Consider the following 17,893-nt stretch of genomic DNA (forward strand, 5'->3'; position numbering starts at 1 on the left):
GCCGGCACTACCCACATCGATCCACGGCCGGCACGCCATTGCGTGATCCCATCCTTCAGGCGGATAAGCGATAATCGCGCCATGAACGTTCATGTCTCCCCCGATTCGCTGGTGATCGCCGGCAAGACCTATGGCTCGCGGCTGCTCACCGGCACCGGCAAGTTCAAGGATCTGGAAGAAACCCGCCTGGCCACCGAGGCTGCAGGCGCCCAGATCGTCACCGTGGCCATCCGCCGCACCAACATCGGGCAGAACCCGGGCGAGCCGAACCTGCTCGACGTGCTGCCGCCGGAGCGCTACACCATCCTGCCCAACACCGCCGGCTGCTATACCGCCGAAGACGCGGTGCGTACCTGCCGGCTGGCGCGTGAGCTGCTGGACGGCCACAACCTGACCAAGCTGGAAGTGCTGGGCGACCAGAAGTCGCTGTACCCGGACGTGGTGCAGACCCTCAAGGCCGCCGAACAGCTGGTCAAGGACGGCTTCGAGGTGATGGTCTACACCTCCGACGATCCGATCCTGGCCAAGCGCCTGGAAGAGATCGGCTGCGCTGCGGTGATGCCGCTGGCCGCGCCGATCGGTTCGGGCCTGGGCATCCAGAACAAGTACAACCTGCTGCAGATCATCGAAGACGCCAAGGTGCCGATCATCGTCGACGCCGGCGTGGGCACCGCGTCGGATGCGGCAATCGCGATGGAGCTGGGCTGCGACGGCGTGCTGATGAACACCGCCATTGCCGGTGCACGCAGCCCGGTGCTGATGGCCAGCGCGATGCGCAAGGCAGTCGAGGCCGGCCGCGAGGCCTTCCTGGCCGGGCGCATCCCGCGCAAGCGCTACGCCAGCGCCTCCTCCCCGGTGGATGGGCTGATCGGCTGATGACCAATCCTTTCGACAGCGCCGGTTCCAAGGCTCCCCCCAAGCCCTTCACCGTGAGCGAGGGCCGCCGCGAGGTGCGCAGCTTCGTGTTGCGCCAAGGCCGCTTCACCCCTGCCCAGCAGCGCGCGTTCGACGAACGCTGGCCGCGCTTCGGCATCGACTACAACGGCCAGCCGCGTGACCTGGACGCCACCTTCGGCCGCCCGGCGCACAAGGTGCTGGAAATCGGCTTCGGCAACGGTGCCGCGCTGCGCTTCGCCGCCCAGCACGACCCGTCGCGCGATTACATCGGCATCGAAGTGCACGCGCCCGGCGTGGGCCGGCTGCTGAACGCGCTGGCCGACGACAACGCCGACCACGTGCGCCTGTACCACCACGATGCGGTGGAAGTGCTGCAGAACGAGATCGCCGATGGCGCGCTCGATGAAGTGCGCATCTACTTCCCGGACCCGTGGCACAAGAAGCGCCACAACAAGCGCCGCCTGCTGCAGCCGGCGTTCGCCGAGCTGCTGGTGCGCAAGCTGCGCCCGGGTGGCCGCCTGCACTGCGCCACCGACTGGGAAGACTACGCCGAGCAGATGTGGGACGTGCTTGACGCGACTGCCGGACTGGTCAACCGCGCCGGCCCGCGTGGCAGCGTGCCGCGCCCGGACTGGCGCCCGCAGACGCACTTCGAGACCCGCGGCCAGAAGCTCGGCCACGGCGTCTGGGACCTGTTGTACGACCGCACCTGACGATCGCCTGAGGACGCCGCGCCCCACATGGATACCGCGCTGACGCTGACCAACGACATGAAGCTCGTGCTCGGGCTGGTCGGCTTCACGATGGCGATGTTCCTGTTCGAGCGCATCCGCGCCGACGTGGTCGCGCTGGTGGTGCTGGTGGTGCTCGGTGTCACCGGGCTGATCGCGCCGGAGGAAATCTTCGGCGGCTTCTCCGGTAACGCGGTGATGAGCATCATCGCCACTACCATCCTCGGTGCGGGCCTGGACCGCACCGGGGCACTGAACCGGCTGGCCGCGTGGCTGCTGCGGCGCGGCCACGGTGTCGAGCAGCGGCTGCTGATGATGACCACGGCCATCGCCGGCCTGAACTCGTCCTTCATGCAGAACCCGTCGGTGATGGCGCTGTACCTGCCGGTCGCCTCGCGACTGGCGGCGCGCACCGGGCTGACGATGCAGCGCCTGCTGCTGCCGATCTCGGCGGCGATCGTGATGGGCGGCGCGCTGACCATGGTCGGCAATTCGCCGCTGATCCTGCTGAACGATCTGCTGGCCTCGGCCAACAACAACCTGCCCTCCGGCCTGGCCACCATCGAGCCGCTGCGCATGTTCGCGCCGCTGCCGATCGGCGTGGCCCTGCTGATCGCTTCGCTGTTGTATTTCCGCTATTACGGTGACCGCAAGCTGGTCGAGGAAGAAAGCCTGGTCAACGACGGGGTCACCCCGGCGCGCACCGAAAGCTACTTTGCCAAGACCTACGGCATCGAAGGCGATGTGTTCGAACTGGTGGTCAGTGCCGAAAGCCCCCTGGTGGGCATGACGCTGGGCGAAGCGGAGAACCTGCACGATGCCCCGCTGCTGCTGGCGCTGAAAACCGGCAATGACACCCGCCTGGCACCACCTGCAGAGATGCGCATCTGGGTGGGCAGCGTGCTCGGTGCAATGGGCCCGCGCGAGCAGATCAACGACTTCGCGCAGAACCAGTTCCTGCGCATGTCTTCGCGCCTGAAGCACCTGGGTGACCTGTTCAACCCGAGCCGTGCCGGTATTTCCGAGGCGGTGGTGCCGCCGACCTCGAACGTGATCGGCAAGAGCGCGGCCGACCTGCGCCTGCGCAAGGAGCGCGGCATCAGCCTGCTGGCGATCAACCGCGACAAGCAGGTGATCCGCGAGGACGTGCGCGACGTGCAGCTGCGTGCCGGCGACATGCTGGTCTTCCACAGCATCTGGACCGACCTGGCACAGGCGGCCAAGAGCCGCGACTTCGTGGTGGTGACCGACTACCCGACCGGCGAACAGCGCCCGCACAAGTTCAAGATCGCGATGGCGATCTTCGCGTTGACCATCCTGATCGCGCTGACCAGCAAGCTGCCGGTGGCGCTGACGCTGATGACCGGCGTGGCCGGCATGCTGCTGACCGGCGTGCTGCGCATGGACGAGGCCTATGCCTCGATCAACTGGAAGACGGTGTTCATGATGGCCGGGCTGATTCCGCTCGGCTGGGCGATGGACTCCAGCGGTGCGGCGGCATGGGTGGCCGGCCACACCATCGACAAGCTGCCCACCGGCATCCCGGTGTGGGTGCTGGAGGTGGCGCTGGCGCTGCTGACCACGGCGTTCTCGCTGGTGATCAGCCACGTGGGCGCGACCATCGTGATGGTGCCCATTGCGGTGAACCTGGCACTGGCGGCCGGCGGCAACCCGACCGCGTTCGCGCTGATCGTGGCGTTGTCGGCGTCCAACAATCTGATGACGGCCTCCAACCCGGTGATCTCGATGATCACCGGCCCGGCCAATTACACCCCACGCGAGATGTGGCGGGTCGGTGGACCGCTGTCGCTGATCTACACCTGCGTGGTGGTGCTGATGATCAACCTGATGTTCTGAGGGTTGGGTTTGTTGGCAGGGCTGCGCCCTGCACCTGCAGAAGCCGAAGCCGAAGCCGAAGCCGAAGCAACAGCGGGCATTCCGTGGGTTGGCGGGGCACTGTGGGTTTGCGGGGACGCCGTAAACCCATCCATGGGGGCTTGGTCGCGGCATCCATGCCGCTCACACCCCGCAAACCCACAGTGCCCCGCCTTCGACAGTTTCACGCGGCTGGTGGTGGGTGCCGACCGTTGGTCGGCACGGATCTCGCTCTGGTAGCTGTCGACCTTGGTCGACACGGCTTTTGTAGAGTCGAGCCGTGCTCGACTGCTTCCGTCCTCAAGCCAGGTAAACCTGCCCGTCGCGCACGTCCACCGGCACCGCGCGCAGGCGGTCGCCCTTGCAGGGTCCGGCGATGCAGTCGCCGCTGTCCAGAGTGAACGAAGCGCCATGCGCGGCGCAGACCAGGTGGCCTTCACGGCTCTTCAGGAACTGGCCCGGGGCCCAGTCCAGGCGGCGGCCGGCGTGCGGGCAGATGTTCAGGAACGCACGCACCTGCGCGCCATCGCGGTACAGCACCAGCGACTCGGCATCGCCATCAACCACCGCTTCGACCTCGGCAAACGCGCCATCGGCAATGGCATCAAGGGCGATCAGGGCAGCAGCGGCAGTCATGGCGAAGGCTCGGACAGTAAACCGGCATTGTCGCACGCCCACTCAGGTGACTGGCTGCGACATGAACACAAGTCATTGATCCGTAATAAGCACAGGCTATATTTAACGAGTTTTTCACTCAATGACAGTGGCGCGTCCCGATACTCTGGTTTCGCTGATCCCAGCCTATCGAGCCGCCATGTTCAATCGCGCATCCGCCTTCAACCAGTTCCGCACCCTGTTCGCGCCGCGCAAGCCGCGTCACCCGCTGGTGCGCGTTGCCGTGGGCCTGCTCGGCCTGGCGATCCTGGCCGCGATGGTGTTCATCGGTGTGTTCGTCGGTGCGGCGATGATCCTGGTCGGCCTGGCGTGGAAGCTGCTGGCCTCGCGCAAGCCGGGCGTTGCCCGTCCGGTCGACCCGACCGTGGTCGAAGGCGAGTACCGCGTGGTGCGCAAGCCGGTGTTGCCGGCCTCGCGTTGATCCAGGTCTTCCGCGCCCGCTGACGGCAGGCGCCATGCGTTCTAGACTGCGGGCACGCCCTTCCTGGATGCCCGCATGTCCGATGTCTCCGATGTCTCCGATGTGATCCCTGCTGTAGCCCTGCCGCGTGTCCCGGTGGTGGGCGGAGGCAGCTTCCCCGTGCACCGCATCTACTGCGTCGGCCGCAACTTCGCCGACCATGCCCGCGAGATGGGCGCGGCAGTGCCGGCGGCCGATGACCGCGGCCGACCGATGTTCTTCAGCAAGCCGGCCGATGCCATCGTGGTCGGCCACGACGATGCCATCCCCTACCCGCCAGCGACCGCCAACCTGCACCACGAAGTGGAGCTGGTGGTGGCGATCGGTCGCGATGCACCCGCGGGCGAGCTGGCCGTGGCCGACGCCGATGCGCTGGTCTATGGCTATGCCGTGGGCCTGGACCTGACCCGCCGCGACCTGCAGGCCGCCGCCAAGGACAAGGGCCACCCGTGGGATGCAGCCAAGGGCTTCGATGCCTCCGCGCCGATCAGCGAGATCGTGCATGCCGCTGAAGTGGGCGACCTGGCCGCGCTGAACCTGTCGCTGGAGGTCAACGGCGAGGTGCGCCAGCAGGCGCTGCTGGACCAGATGATCTGGAACGTGCCGGAGATCCTGCACGAGCTGTCCAAGCTCTGGCAGCTGCGTGCCGGCGACCTGGTGTTCATGGGCACCCCGTCCGGGGTGGCCGCACTGAAGCCCGGCGACCGCTTCAGTGCCCGCCTGGAAAACGTGGCCGAGCGCCACGGCGTGATCGCCGGCTGACATCACCTGCGCTACCCTGCGCGCTGTCCACTTCCCCCACCGGAGAAAAACAACAATGGGAATGCTCACCGAGTTCAAGGAATTCGCGATGCGCGGCAACGTCATCGACCTCGCCGTCGGCGTGGTGATCGGCGCGGCCTTCGGCAAGATCGTGACCGCGCTGGTCGAGAAAATCATCATGCCGCCGCTGGGCATGCTGATCGGCAAGGTGGATTTCTCGCAGCTGGCGTGGACGTTGTCGCCGGCCAGCATCGGTGCCGACGGCAAGGAAATCCCGGCCGTGGTGATCGGCTACGGCGACTTCATCAACACGTTGATCCAGTTCGTGATCGTGGCCTTCGCCATTTTCCTGGTGGTCAAGACGATCAACCGCCTGTCGCGCAAGCAGGACGCCGCCCCGGCCGCACCGGCCGAAGAAGTGGTGCTGCTGCGCGAGATCCGCGACAGCCTGAAGAAATAAGGCCGCAGAACGGTAGTGCCGGCCGCTGGCCGGCAACATCGGAACATGCGGGAGCCGGCCAGCGGCCGGCACTACCGCTGCTGCACGAAAGCCCCGCCCCGGCAGGGCTTTCGCTTTGCCGGTCATGGCGGAAAACAGCGTTCGCGCCAGCCATGACCTCCCGCCCATGCGCCGGGCTGAACGACTGTTAAGCTCCAAGGCTTGGTCCCTTCCCGGAGCTGTCCATGCGTCGCCGCGTCCTTGCCATCGCATCCTCCCTCGCCCTGCTGGCCGCCCCGGCCTTCGCGGCGCCACACACCACCACCCTGCCCCCGGCGTCGCTGGCCACCGCCGCACAGCTGCGCGACCAGGCGCTGGCCGATGACACCGGCTGGAAGGTGGTCGAATCGCTCACCACTGAAATCGGCCCGCGCATCGCCGGCAGCGAGGCTGATGCCCGCGCCGTGGCCTGGGCCGAAGCCAAGTTCAAGGCACTCGGCTTCGACAAGGTATGGAAGGAACCGGTGACCTTCCCGAAGTGGGAGCGCCGCAGTGAACACGCCGCCGTGACCGGCAGGAATCCGCAGCCGCTGCAGATCACCGCACTGGGCGGCAGCCCGGGCGGCACCGTGGAAGCCGAAGTGGTGCGCTTCGCCGACTTGGCCGCACTGCAGGCCGCACCGGCCGGTTCGCTGAAGGGCAAGATCGCCTTCGTCGATTACCAGATGCTGCCGTTCCGCGATGGCCGCGACTATGGCCGTGGCGGCGCGATCCGCAGCAAGGGCCCGTCCGAAGCGATCCGCAAGGGCGCGGTCGGCTTCCTGATGCGCTCGGCCGGTACCGACTCGCACCGCGTGCCGCACACCGGCATCACCCGTTTCGATGACGGCCTGACCCCGGTGCCGTCGGCGGCGCTGTCGGTGCCCGATGCCGACCAGCTGGCGCGCCTGCTGGCGCGTGGCAGCACCACGGTGAAGGTGGTGCTGGATTGCGGTTGGGATGGCACCGCTACGTCGTACAACGTGATCGGCGAGATCACCGGCCGCAGGCTGCCGAAGGAAGTGGTGGTGATCGGCGGTCACCTGGATTCGTGGGACCTGGGCACCGGTGCGGTCGATGACGGCGCAGGCGTAGGCATCACCATGGCCGCCGGCCACCTGATCGGCCAGCTCAAGCAGGCACCGAAGCGCACCATCCGCGTGATCGCCTTCGCCAACGAAGAACAGGGTCTGTACGGCGGCAAGGCCTACGCCGAAGCGCATGCCAAGGACGTGACCCTGCATCAGCTGGCCGCCGAGAGCGACTTCGGTGCCGGCCGCATCTATGCCTTCAACACCGGTTCGCCGAACCCGGAAGGCTCGCGCGAAGCGACCAGGCAGATTGCCGAAGTGATGAAGCCGCTGGGCATCGAGTACCAGGCCGACAAGGGTGGCCCGGGCCCGGACGTCGGTCCGCTGGCCGCCAAGGGCGGTGCGTGGGCGTGGCTGGCGCAGGATGGATCGGACTACTTCCACCTGCACCACACCGCCGACGACACGCTGGACAAGATCGACCCGAAGGCACTGGCGCAGAACGTGGCCGCGTACACCGTGTTTGCGTATCTGGCGGCGGAAGCCGATGGCAGCTTCGGCAGCGAGGCCAAGGCGACCACGCCGCCGAACGAATGATGCGGTAAACGCCGGGCCATGCCCGGCGAACGCAACGGGAAAAGCGGTACGAACCAAGGTTCGTACCCACCACGGCGGGTCCTGCATCGGTAGTGCCAGGCCATGCCCGGCGAGCGCAGCGGCGGAAGCGGTGCGAACCAAGGTTCGCACCCACCGGACACCCATCAGCCGCGGCGACTTGCCCACTGCGCCAGCAGCACGGCCGTGGCGGAAGCAACGTTCAGGCTTTCCACCGCGCCGCTGCCGGGAATCGAGACCTGCAGGTCGCATTCGCTGGCCAGGCCGCGGTCCATGCCCTCGCCTTCAGCGCCCATCACGTACACAAGACGCGACGGCAGCGACGCACGGAACACGTCGTCGCCACCCTCAACGAGGGTCGCCGCCAGCCCGAAGCCGGCTGCACGCAGCTGCGCCATCGCCTGAGCGATCTCCGGCAGCTGCACCAGCGGCACCGACTCCGCACCACCCTCGGCCACACGCGCGGCGGCACCGGACAGCGCCAGTGTGCTGCCAGCCGGCAGCAGCAGCGCCTTGGCGCCGAAGTGCGCGGCCGAGCGCAGGATCGCACCGAAGTTGTGCGGATTGCCGACACCGTCCAGCCACAGCGCCAACGCCGGGCCTTCGTCCAGTTCCTCCAGCCACTGCGCCAGCGGCACCACCGGCGCGCGCAGCACGTCGGCCACCAGGCCTTCGTGATGGGTGGTAGCGGCCAGCTTGTTGAGGTCGCCCTCCTCCACCACGCGGTAGCCCACGCGGTTGGCCACGCACCACTTCAGCACCGGCTGCATGCGCGGAATCAGCGCGTCCACCAGGTACAGCTTGCGCAGCGCCTGCGGGCGCTTGGCGAACAGGGCCTGCACGGCGTTCCAGCCATACAGGCGCAGCTCGTCGTTGCCACGCCCCGGCGGTGGCGGGGTGCCGCCCTCACGCGGTGGCAGCGGGGTGGCCCGCGGCGGTCGCGACGACGGGCGGCGGGCATTCTTCCAGGGATCATTCACTACGGGACAACTCCAGCTTGCGTTGACGCCAGAAATCGGCGTTCTTGATGCCCAGGGCATCGGGGTCGAAGGTCGGATCGAGGCCGAGCTTCTTCTGTCGTTCGTAATCACGCAGGGCCAGCATGGCCGGCTTCTGGATGATGAGGATGGCAATGATGTTCAGCCAGGCCATCAGGCCCACGCCGATGTCACCCAGCGCCCAGGCCAGGGTTGCATTATGGAACGCGCCGAACACCACCATGCCGATGATGCCCAGGCGCAGCACCAGCACGGTCAGCGGGCGCTTCTTGTTGTGGTTCACATAGCTGAGATTGGTCTCGGCCATGTAGTAGTACGCCATGATGGTGGTGAAGGCGAAGAAGAAGATGGCGATGGACACGAACGCCGAGCCCCAGCCCGGCAGCACGGCTTCCACACCGGCCTGGGCGTAGCCCGCGCCTTCCGGAATGCCGGCCAGGCCCTGGAAGATCGGCGGGGCGCCGGCACCTGCCGCCGAGTACACGTTGTAGGTGCCGCTGGCCAGGATCAGGAACGCGGTGGCGGTGCACACCATCATGGTGTCGAAGTAGATGGCGAAGGCCTGCACGTAGCCCTGCTTGGCCGGGTGCGAGACTTCCGAAGCGGCCGCAGCATGCGGGCCCGAGCCCTGGCCGGCTTCGTTGGCGTAGATGCCGCGCTTGATGCCCCACTCCACTGCCAGGCCCATCATCGCGCCGAACGCGGCGTGGGTGCCGAAGGCGCTGCTGAAGATGATGCCGAACATTTCCGGCACGCGGTCGTAGTTGATGATCATGATGACGATGGCCATCAGGATGAAGCCGGCGGCCATGAACGGCACCACCACTTCGGCGAAGTTGGCGATGCGCTTGACGCCGCCGAAGATCACCACGCCCAGCAGCAGCGCGACCACGATGCCGATGCCCAGCTTCAGCGCCTGCACCGACTCCATGCCGAAGGCCTGGCCATCGAGCGGGCCGCACAGTGCGGTGCCACGGCAGGCGTTGATGATGCTGTCGGCGATGGCGTTGGCCTGCACGCCCGGCATCAGGAAGCCGGCGGCGATGATTGTGGCGATGGCGAAGGCCAGCGCGTACCACTTCAGGCCCATGGCCTTTTCGATGTAGTACGCCGGGCCACCACGGTAGCGGCCTTCAGCGTCCTTGGTCTTGTAGATCTGCGCCAGGGTGCATTCCACGTACGAGGTGGATGCGCCGAGGAAGCCCATCACCCACATCCAGAAGATCGCACCGGGGCCGCCGAATGCGATGGCGGTGGCCACGCCGGCGATGTTGCCGATGCCCATGCGGCCGGCCATCGACATGGCCAGGGCCTGGAACGAGGACACGCCAGCGTCGGATTTCTCACCCTTGACAGTGAGGCGGCACATCTCGAAGAAGCCGCGGATCTGCATGAAGCGCGTGCGCAGGCTGAAGAACAGGCCGGCGCCAAGGCACACGAAGATCAGTGCCTTGCTCCAGATGATGCTGTTGATGAAGTGTACGGTAGCTTCCACGCGCGCTCTCTCCAGTCGGCGGGTTGTAAGGACGTCCCGTCGGCTGGAGGGGACCGGTCGATTCTCCCTGATCGAAGGCCGCTGCGGTAGCGCTGTTTTGCTGGGTCGAGCCCCTGCACGGCCCGGGCTGACGACGGCAACCGGGCCTGGGCTCGGCTCTACGGCGGCCAGCCTGCGTGTTCAGGACAGCTGCGTGCGTACCCGGGCGAAGCGGCGCAGGTCGTGCAGCACCCCGCGCTTGTAGACCGCACAGCGCTCCACGCCCTCTTCCTGGAAGCCGTTCTTCTCCAGCACCCGGGCCGAGCCGAGATTGAAGTCGACCACCGTGGCCTGCAGCCTGAACAGGCGCAGTTCGTCCATCACCCATGGCGCGAACAGGCTGACCACGCGGGTCATCAGTCCCTGCCCCCAATGGGTCTGGCCCAGCCAATAGCCCAGTTCCGCGGTATGCCCACGCTCGGCCACGCCCTGCTGGGCACCGACGCTGCCGCAGGCCTGGCCGTCGATCTCGATGGCCAGGTTCAGGGTGCCAGGGGCCAGCACGCGGCCGGCGAGGAAAGCCTCGCCATCCTCGCGCGTGTACGGGTACGGGAAGCGATCACGCAGGCCCCGCGATACCTCGGCGTCGTTGGCATGGCGCAGCAGCGATTCCAGATCATCCGGGCGCCAGGGGCGTAGCTGGAAGCCGTCGCCCCGCAGCAGAGTGGTTGGATCAGGCATGGCCACCCACCGAGGGCGATTCCGCTTCCTGCTTCTCCAGCTCGCGCTTCACCGCTTCCGGCGAGCGGGTGTACGGGGCCAGCCGCGCGTAGAACGCCGGCACCACGAACAGCGACAGGAACGTCGACAGGGTCACGCCGAAGATGATCACGATGCCGATCGTGCCACGGCTGGCCGAACCGGGGCCACCGGCCACCACCAGCGGGATCGCACCGACCACGGTGGCGATCGAGGTCATCAGGATCGGGCGCAGGCGCACCATCGCCGATTCGATGATCGCCTCGCGCACGGTTCTTCCATCGTCGCGCAGCTGGTTGGCGAATTCGACAATGAGGATGCCGTTCTTCGCTGCCAGGCCGACCAGCATGACGATGCCGATCTGGCTGAACAGGTTCACCGTGCCGCCGCTCACCCACAGCCCGACCAGCGCACCGAGCACGCCCAGCGGCACGGTCAGCATGATGGTGAGCGGGTGGATGAAGCTTTCAAACTGCGCGGCCAGCACCAGGTAGACCACCAGCAGGGCCATCGCGAAGGTCAGCAGCACCGCGCCACCAGCACTCTGGTATTCGCGTGATTCGCCCTTCCAGTTCACCTGCGCATACTGCGGCAGCTCTTCGCGCGTGACCTGCTGCGCCCAGGCGATGGCCTCGCCCAGCGGATACCCCGGCGCCAGGCCAGCATTGATGGTGATCGAGCGCAGGCGATTGAAGCGGTTCAGGGTGCCGGCCTCGGCCACTTCGCTCAGCGTGACCAGGTTGGACAGCGGTACCAGTTCGCCGGAGGTGGCGCGCACGCGGATCGCGGCCAGGTCGGCCGGGCTGGCGCGGCCATCGCGACCGGCCTGCACCAGTACGTCGTACTCCTCGCCGTTGTCGACGAAGGTGGTGACGCGGCGCGAGCCCATCATGGTTTCCAGTGCCGAACCGATCGCGGTGACCGGCACGCCGAGGTCGGCCGCACGCTGGCGGTCGATGTTGACCCGCATCTGCGGTCGCGTTTCCTTGTAGTCCGAGTCCGGGCCGACCAGGCCAGGATTGTCGGCCATGCGCAGCAGGATGCGGTCGCGCCACTGCGCGATCTCGGCATATTCCGGGCCGCCCAGCACGATCTGGAATGGCTGCCCGCCGCTGCGCACCAGGCCACCGCCGACCTGCGTGCGTACGCGCACGCCGCGGATGGTATCCAGTTCCTTCTGCAGCTCATTGGCCACTTCCGGCGTGCCCTCGCTGCGCTGGCGCCACGGCTGCAGGAAGATGCTGACGCGGCCGGTGTGCATTTCCTCGCTGGCGCCCCAGCCGCCCGGCACGCGCGGGTTGGCGCGCACGATGGGTTTGTCCGGGCCGACATGCGGTGCCAGCATCGCTTCCACCTGCTGCACCTGCTGCACGGTGTAGTCGTAGCCGGCGCCCTCCGGGCCGTCGATCATGATCTGGAACGAGCCGCGGTCTTCGGCCGGCGCCAGTTCCGACGGCAGCAGCTTGAGCAGGCCCCAGCTGGCGGCCAGTGCAGCCACCATCACCAGCAGGTAGATCCAGGTGCGGTCGACGTGGTGGTCGAGCACCCGCCCATAGGCACCTGCCAGGCGCTCCAGATTACGGTTGATGAAGCCATGCAGCCCGCGCGGTGCCTGCCCGGTGTGCGGCTTGAGCAGCTTGGAGGCCATCATCGGCGTCAGCGTCAGCGCCACGAAGGCGGACAACGCCACCGCCGCCGCCAGTGCCACCGCCAGCTCGCGGAACAGGCGCCCGGTGTTGCCTTCCAGGAAACCGACCGGCAGGAACACCGCCACCAGCACCGCGGTGGTGGCAATCACCGCGAAGGCGACCTGCGTGGTACCACGCTTGGACGCCACCAGCGGTGGCTCGCCCAGGTCGATGCGGCGCTGCACGTTCTCCACCACCACGATCGCATCGTCCACCACCAGGCCAATGCACAGCACCAGGGCAAGCAGGGTCAGCAGGTTGATCGAGAAGTCGAACGCATACAGCGCGATGAACGCCGCGACCAGGCAGACCGGCACCGTGACCGCTGGAATCAGCGCAGCGCGGAAACTGCCAAGGAACAGCCAGATCACCGCCAGCACCAGGATCATCGCTTCCACCAGCGTGGCATAGACGCGGTCCACCGCGGCTTCGATGAAGGTGGTGTTGTCGAAGGCGACGAAGATCTGCGTGCCCTTGGGCAGGGTCAGTGCCACCCGCTCGGCTTCAGCGCGCGCGGTACGCGCCACGTCCAGCGAGTTGGCGGTGGAGGTCTTGACGATGCCCAGGCCGATGCCCGGCTCGCCGTTGCTGCGGTAGTACGCGCGGCGCTCGGCCGAGGCCAGCTCGATCTTCGCCACATCGCCCATGCGCACCACGTAGCCGTCGCGGCCCTTGCCCAGCGGGATGGTCGCGAAGTCTTCCGGCTTGATGTAGTTGCGCTCCACGCGCAGGGTGAAATCGCGGTCGGTCGACTCGATGCGGCCGGCCGGCAGTTCCACGTTCTCGTTGCGCAGCGCGGTTTCCACGTCGCCGGTGGTCAGCCCGCGTGCGGCCAGCTGGTCGCGGTCCAGCCAGATGCGCATCGCATAGCGCTGGCGGCCACCGATACGGACCTGGGCCACACCGTCGAGGCTGGAGAAGCGATCGACCACGTAGCGGTCGGCGTAGTCGCTCAGCTCCAGCGTGTCCATGGTCGAGGAGACCATGTTGAACCAGATGATCGGGTCGGCATCGCTTTCGACCTTGGCGATTTCCGGCGGACGCGCTTCCTCCGGCATGCGGTCGGCGACGCGGCTGACCGCATCGCGCACGTCGTTGGCCGCCGCTTCGATATCGCGGTTGGAGGTGAACTCGATGCTGACCTGCGAACGGCCGTTGGTGCTGCGCGCGTTGATCGTATCGATGCCTTCGATGCCGGCCAGCGCATCTTCCAGCACCTGGGTGATGCGGCTTTCGATGACCGCCGCCGAGGCGCCGGTGTAGTCCACCGACACCGAGACGATCGGTGGATCGATGGCGGGCAGTTCGCGCAGGGTCAGGCGGGTAAAGGACATCACGCCCAGCACCAGCAGCAACAGGCTCATCACCACGGCGAATACCGGCCGCTGGATGGAGATGTCGGACAGCTTCATCCGCCGTGGCCCTCGGCCGCGACCGGTGCAGCGGCGTCAGCGGGCTTTGCACCACTGGCCGGCGCCGCGTCCTTGGCCGCGACCTTCAGGCCCGGGCGCAGCTTGCCGGTGCCATCGACCACGATGCGCTGGCCCGCTTCCAGGCCCTGCTTGATCTCGACCACGCCGGCACGGCGCGCACCGGTAATCACGTCCACGCGCTCGACGCTGTCGTCGGCGGTGATGCGGTATACGAAGGTATCGCGACCGACCTGCACCACCGCGATTTCCGGAATCACCAGCGCCGGGCGCTCGGGGTGGAACAGGCGCACGTCCAACAGCATGCCCGGGCGCAGGGCATGGTCACCGTTGGCGAAGTCGGCGCGCACGGTCACCGCACGGGTGGCCGGATCGATGCGTGCGTCGATGGTGCTGACCACGCCCTCGAAGGTACGGCCCGGCCACGCCACGCTGGTGGCACTGACCTTGTCACCGACGCCCAGCGCGGCCAGTTCCACTTCCGGCACCTGGAAATCGATGTGCATGTGTTCGATGTCATCGAGCGTGGCGATCACCGTGGTCGGCGTCAGCAACGTGCCCGGGCTGACCTGGCGGATGCCGAGCACACCGGCGAACGGCGCACGCACGCGGCGGTCACCGATGTCCGACTGCATCTGCGCCACGCGCGCCTCGGCGGCATCGCGGATCGATTTCTGCGTATCCAGCGTGGCGCTGGACACCAGCCGCTGCGTGGCCAGCTCGCGCTGGCGCTTGTACAGCTGGTCGGCCTCATGGAAGGTGGCCTGCGCCTGCACCAGCGCGGCCTCCTGGGCCTGCCCGCGCAGGGTCACGATCGGCGCACCGGCGGCGACATGCTGGCCGCTTTCGAAGTGCACCTTCTCGACGATCTCGCTGACCTTGGCGGTCACGCTGATGGATTCGCGCGCCTTGGCCGTACCCAGTGCCTGCAGGGTGTCGTTCCACTGCGTGGACTGCACGACCTGCGCGGTGACCGGCACCGCTTCTCCCTGCCGACGGGCGGCGGCCTCCTGTTTGCCCGCGCACCCGGCCAGCACGGCCAGGCTGAGGCCAAGGGCCAGGGTCGAAGCGATGCGAGCCAACATGAACGGTCCTGAGTGATCCACGGCCGCCGAGTGTAGGCAAGCGCCCACAGAAGCGATATGTGCCAAGCGTTTACCGGCGTGGAACCGGCGTCGCGATAGCGCCGTGAACCCGTTCCGTGCAAGGCTGGCAGCAGCGGTGTCGGCATGTGTCGAGGTGTATCCAGCCGTGCACCGCAGGCGTTGCCATCGTAGAGTCGAAGCTGCCCGACAGAGGGCGTCGGGCGGGGACGGATCCTGGCGGGGATCCGGCCCCGGTTTTTTACCTCCGGCGGATCAGTACCGGTAGTTCACCTTCATCCACAGGCTGCGGCCTGGCTCGTTGATGCGCACCGGGTCAGCCGGGAAACCAAAGTCGGCGCTGCCGGCCAGGTTCAGGTGCTCGCTGTAGGCACGGTCGAACAGGTTGTCGACACCCGCGCTGAGCTGCAGCTGCGAACTGAAGCGGTAGGCGGCGTTGAGCGCGAAGGTGGCGAAGCCGGCACTCGGCCCCAGGTCCTGCGCAACCACATTGCCCTGGCCATTTGCGACGCGATGCTGGTGGGTCACCGCGCGCAGCAGCGCACCGGCACTCCAGCGCTCGCCTTCCCAGTTCGCGCTCAGGCGTGCTTCCAGCGGCGGCATCTGCGGCAGCGGACGCTGCTGGTCGCGGTTCTCGCCCCAGGCATAGGCCAGCGTGCCGCCCAGCTTCCACTGCTCGGCCAGGCTCACTTCCAGGCCCGCCTCGGCACCGGCGATGCGCGCGTCGACATTACGGGCCTGGCTCATGCCCATCATGCCGCTGCCGTGATAGGCGAACAGGATGTAGTCCTGGATCTGCCCGGCGTACGCCGAAACCCACGCCTGCACGCGCGGGCCCTTGTACTGCAGGCCGACGTCGAGCTGGGTGGTGCGTTCGGGCTGCACGCCGGTGAACGCGTTCACTGCGCCGGCCGGGCCATGGTTGGGCGAGAACAGCTCCCAGTAGTCGGGCATGCGTTCACTGTGGCCGAGCCCGGCGTACCAGGTCAGGCCATCGGCCAGGTCCTGCTCGTAACGCAGGAAAGCGCTGCCGAGCCATTCCTTGCGCGTCTGCCCGGCGGTGGGGTTGGGCCGGTTGCCCATCATTCCACGGATCGATTGCCGCTCATCGCGGACGCTGGCGCGGTCGATGCGCAGGCCACTGATCCAGCGCTGGTCGGTGCCGGCGCCGAGGGTCAACTCGGTGAACACGCCATAGCGGCGGAAGTTGGCATCGGTCTCCCAGGCCGCCTGCCGGTAGGTGTCGCGGCCCATGCCCATGCGTCCACGATGGCGGCTGTCTTCGCCATCCACACCCGCCACCAGCTGCACGTCCTGCCAGCGCCACTCGGAACTGACCCGGCCGCCCTGGGTACGACGATCCACGTTCGAGGCCATCGGCATTGGCATCATGCTGTGCGGGTTCGGCGTGCGCAGCGTGTAGTTGTCCATCACGTGGTCGGCTTCGTTGTAGTACACGTTGGCCTGCAACGTGTCCCACGCACCCGGCAGATTGCGTTTCTCGAAGCGCGCCGCGTAGCTGGTGCGTTCGAACGCGGCGCCGTCCATGCCGCGCCCGGCGTAACGCGCGATGGCATCGCCGGCACCGGCGGAGATTTCCAGCAGCGTGTCGGCATCCGGCGTCCAGCCGATGGCCACGTCGCCATTCCACTTGCGCCACTTCGATGGCACCACATCACCGTGGCCATCCTTGTAGTCATCGGCCTCGGAACGGTTGCCGCTGGCGCGTACATAGCCGGTCGGATTGCCCAGGGTCAGGTCCAGCACTTGGTCATTGCGGTTGCGTGAGCCGACCAGCGCACTGGCATCGGCACGCAGGCCAGGTTCCTCGAAGCGCGGCGTATCGCGCTCGAAACGCACGGTGCCGGCCGAAGCTCCTGCGCCCCAGCGCACGCTCTGCGGGCCCTTGATGATGGTCAACCGGTCGAAGCTCTCCGGTGCGATGTAGGACAGCGGATTGTCCATGCGCGACGGACAGGCACCGATCAGGTTGCCGTCATTGCTGAGGATGTTCAGCCGCGAACCGAACATGCCGCGCAGCACCGGGTCACCGTTGGTGCCGCCATTGCGGATGGCGGAGAAGCCGGGGACGGTCTTCAGGTAATCGGCACCGTCGCTGGCCGGCACCGGCTGCCGCGGCAGGCGCGGATCGGTCACCCAGTGCAGCGGCGAGGACGGTGCGGCGGCGGTGACCACCATCGTGTCGAGGGTGCGCGCCTGCTCGGCGGGCGCAGCGTGGGCCAGTGATGCGGCCACGGCCAGGCCAAGGGCAACCGGCAGGCGCGCACAGGCGCCCGCGGGGCGGGAAGTCATTTTCATCGGAACAGCTCCAAAGTACGCACGCGCGCACGGCGCCCGGTCAGGCGTCGTGCGGCAGATTCGATAGGGAAATCAGCGAACGATGGAGGGGCGCGGTGGCCCGCGTGCGGCATGCGCCGGCCAGCGCAGTGCTGGTAGTACCTGCTGTGACCAAGGAAAGGCCAGTCGCGGCCGCCACAACACGGGCAACAGCAGTACCAGCACCGCCAGCCACGGCAGCAGGCGCATGGCCAGCACGCAGTATTCGCAGGCTTCGCCGTGCATGGCGTGGGGGTCGGCCGGGCGGCTGGGCGCAGCCGGCGCGGCGCCGTGCTGATCGTGCCCGGCCATGGCCATGGCGTGCATGTCATGGCCCATCGCGGCATGGTCCATGCCCGCCATCGCGGCGTGCTCCATCGGCTGTGCCTGCAGCGCGCGGCTGACCAGTGGCGCAAGCACCATCAACAGCGTCGCCAGGACGGCGAGCTGGAGCAGAAGGCGTTGCGGGCGGGACAGGCGGGTCACCCCGCTAGTGTAGAGCCGGGTCCAGGGTTGCCCGTGCGACGAACGGTCGCAGGAGGGGGGGTTATCGGCAGGGCTGCGCCCTGCACCCGCTGCG

The 17,893-nt window shown here is 67.6% G+C and carries 15 protein-coding genes; 7 read left to right on the top strand and 8 right to left on the bottom strand.

Features of this window, described 5'->3' with window-relative positions:
- Positions 1-81 precede the first annotated feature (81 nt).
- From AC13GF_RS12690 to AC13GF_RS12700, 3 genes are read left to right on the top strand one after another with little or no spacing between them, the layout of a single operon-like run.
- Positions 82-876, top strand: coding sequence for a thiazole synthase (locus AC13GF_RS12690; RefSeq protein ID WP_010481470.1), 795 nt, complete (start codon positions 82-84; stop codon positions 874-876).
- Complete coding sequence (gene trmB, locus AC13GF_RS12695) at positions 876-1,610, top strand: tRNA (guanosine(46)-N7)-methyltransferase TrmB (protein WP_010481468.1); 735 nt, start codon at positions 876-878, stop codon at positions 1,608-1,610. Before AC13GF_RS12690 ends, trmB begins: the two co-directional genes overlap by 1 nt.
- A gap of 27 nt (positions 1,611-1,637) precedes the next feature.
- On the top strand, positions 1,638-3,485 hold the full coding sequence (locus tag AC13GF_RS12700) for an SLC13 family permease (RefSeq protein WP_099553757.1): 1,848 nt from the start codon (positions 1,638-1,640) through the stop codon (positions 3,483-3,485).
- Positions 3,486-3,803: 318 nt separating this feature from the next.
- Here AC13GF_RS12700 and AC13GF_RS12705 read toward each other — a convergent pair whose 3' ends face one another.
- Positions 3,804-4,139, bottom strand: a complete 336-nt coding sequence (locus AC13GF_RS12705) for a Rieske (2Fe-2S) protein (protein WP_100440271.1) — start codon at positions 4,137-4,139, stop codon at positions 3,804-3,806.
- Between the two features lie 178 nt (positions 4,140-4,317).
- Here AC13GF_RS12705 and AC13GF_RS12710 point away from each other — a divergent pair, with 178 nt between their 5' ends.
- The 4 genes from AC13GF_RS12710 to AC13GF_RS12725 all read left to right on the top strand — a co-directional run bounded on the left by AC13GF_RS12710 (position 4,318) and on the right by AC13GF_RS12725 (position 7,506).
- Entirely contained in the window at positions 4,318-4,599 is a 282-nt protein-coding gene (locus AC13GF_RS12710) for a hypothetical protein (protein ID WP_005410817.1), read from the top strand.
- Between the two features lie 75 nt (positions 4,600-4,674).
- Positions 4,675-5,400 (top strand): fumarylacetoacetate hydrolase family protein, encoded by a 726-nt coding sequence (locus AC13GF_RS12715; protein WP_483004837.1) that lies wholly within the window; start codon positions 4,675-4,677, stop codon positions 5,398-5,400.
- A gap of 55 nt (positions 5,401-5,455) precedes the next feature.
- Positions 5,456-5,860, top strand: a complete 405-nt coding sequence (mscL, locus tag AC13GF_RS12720) for a large-conductance mechanosensitive channel protein MscL (RefSeq protein WP_107432151.1) — start codon at positions 5,456-5,458, stop codon at positions 5,858-5,860.
- 224 nt (positions 5,861-6,084) lie between these two features.
- Positions 6,085-7,506 carry a M28 family peptidase gene (locus AC13GF_RS12725; RefSeq protein WP_483004838.1) on the top strand — a complete coding sequence of 474 codons (1,422 nt, stop codon included), beginning with the start codon at positions 6,085-6,087 and terminating at the stop codon, positions 7,504-7,506.
- Between the two features lie 164 nt (positions 7,507-7,670).
- Here AC13GF_RS12725 and AC13GF_RS12730 read toward each other — a convergent pair whose 3' ends face one another.
- The 7 genes from AC13GF_RS12730 to AC13GF_RS12760 all read right to left on the bottom strand — a co-directional run bounded on the left by AC13GF_RS12730 (position 7,671) and on the right by AC13GF_RS12760 (position 17,799).
- On the bottom strand, positions 7,671-8,504 hold the full coding sequence (locus tag AC13GF_RS12730; protein WP_483004839.1) for a TrmH family RNA methyltransferase: 834 nt from the start codon (positions 8,502-8,504) through the stop codon (positions 7,671-7,673).
- Complete coding sequence (locus tag AC13GF_RS12735) at positions 8,497-10,017, bottom strand: alanine/glycine:cation symporter family protein (RefSeq protein ID WP_483004840.1); 1,521 nt, start codon at positions 10,015-10,017, stop codon at positions 8,497-8,499. Before AC13GF_RS12735 ends, AC13GF_RS12730 begins: the two co-directional genes overlap by 8 nt.
- 180 nt (positions 10,018-10,197) lie before the next feature.
- Positions 10,198-10,737, bottom strand: coding sequence for a GNAT family N-acetyltransferase (locus tag AC13GF_RS12740; protein ID WP_483004841.1), 540 nt, complete (start codon positions 10,735-10,737; stop codon positions 10,198-10,200).
- Positions 10,730-13,855 (bottom strand): efflux RND transporter permease subunit, encoded by a 3,126-nt coding sequence (locus AC13GF_RS12745; RefSeq protein ID WP_106468968.1) that lies wholly within the window; start codon positions 13,853-13,855, stop codon positions 10,730-10,732. Before AC13GF_RS12745 ends, AC13GF_RS12740 begins: the two co-directional genes overlap by 8 nt.
- Positions 13,852-14,958 carry an efflux RND transporter periplasmic adaptor subunit gene (locus AC13GF_RS12750; RefSeq protein ID WP_483004842.1) on the bottom strand — a complete coding sequence of 369 codons (1,107 nt, stop codon included), beginning with the start codon at positions 14,956-14,958 and terminating at the stop codon, positions 13,852-13,854. The genes AC13GF_RS12745 and AC13GF_RS12750 overlap by 4 nt, the downstream gene beginning before the upstream one ends.
- A gap of 273 nt (positions 14,959-15,231) precedes the next feature.
- Positions 15,232-17,295 (bottom strand): TonB-dependent copper receptor, encoded by a 2,064-nt coding sequence (locus AC13GF_RS12755; protein WP_483004843.1) that lies wholly within the window; start codon positions 17,293-17,295, stop codon positions 15,232-15,234.
- Positions 17,296-17,367: 72 nt separating this feature from the next.
- Positions 17,368-17,799, bottom strand: a complete 432-nt coding sequence (locus AC13GF_RS12760; RefSeq protein ID WP_483004844.1) for a DUF2946 domain-containing protein — start codon at positions 17,797-17,799, stop codon at positions 17,368-17,370.
- Positions 17,800-17,893: the final 94 nt, after the last annotated feature.

Source organism: Stenotrophomonas sp. 22LJNL06-5-1, from assembly GCF_056861455.1.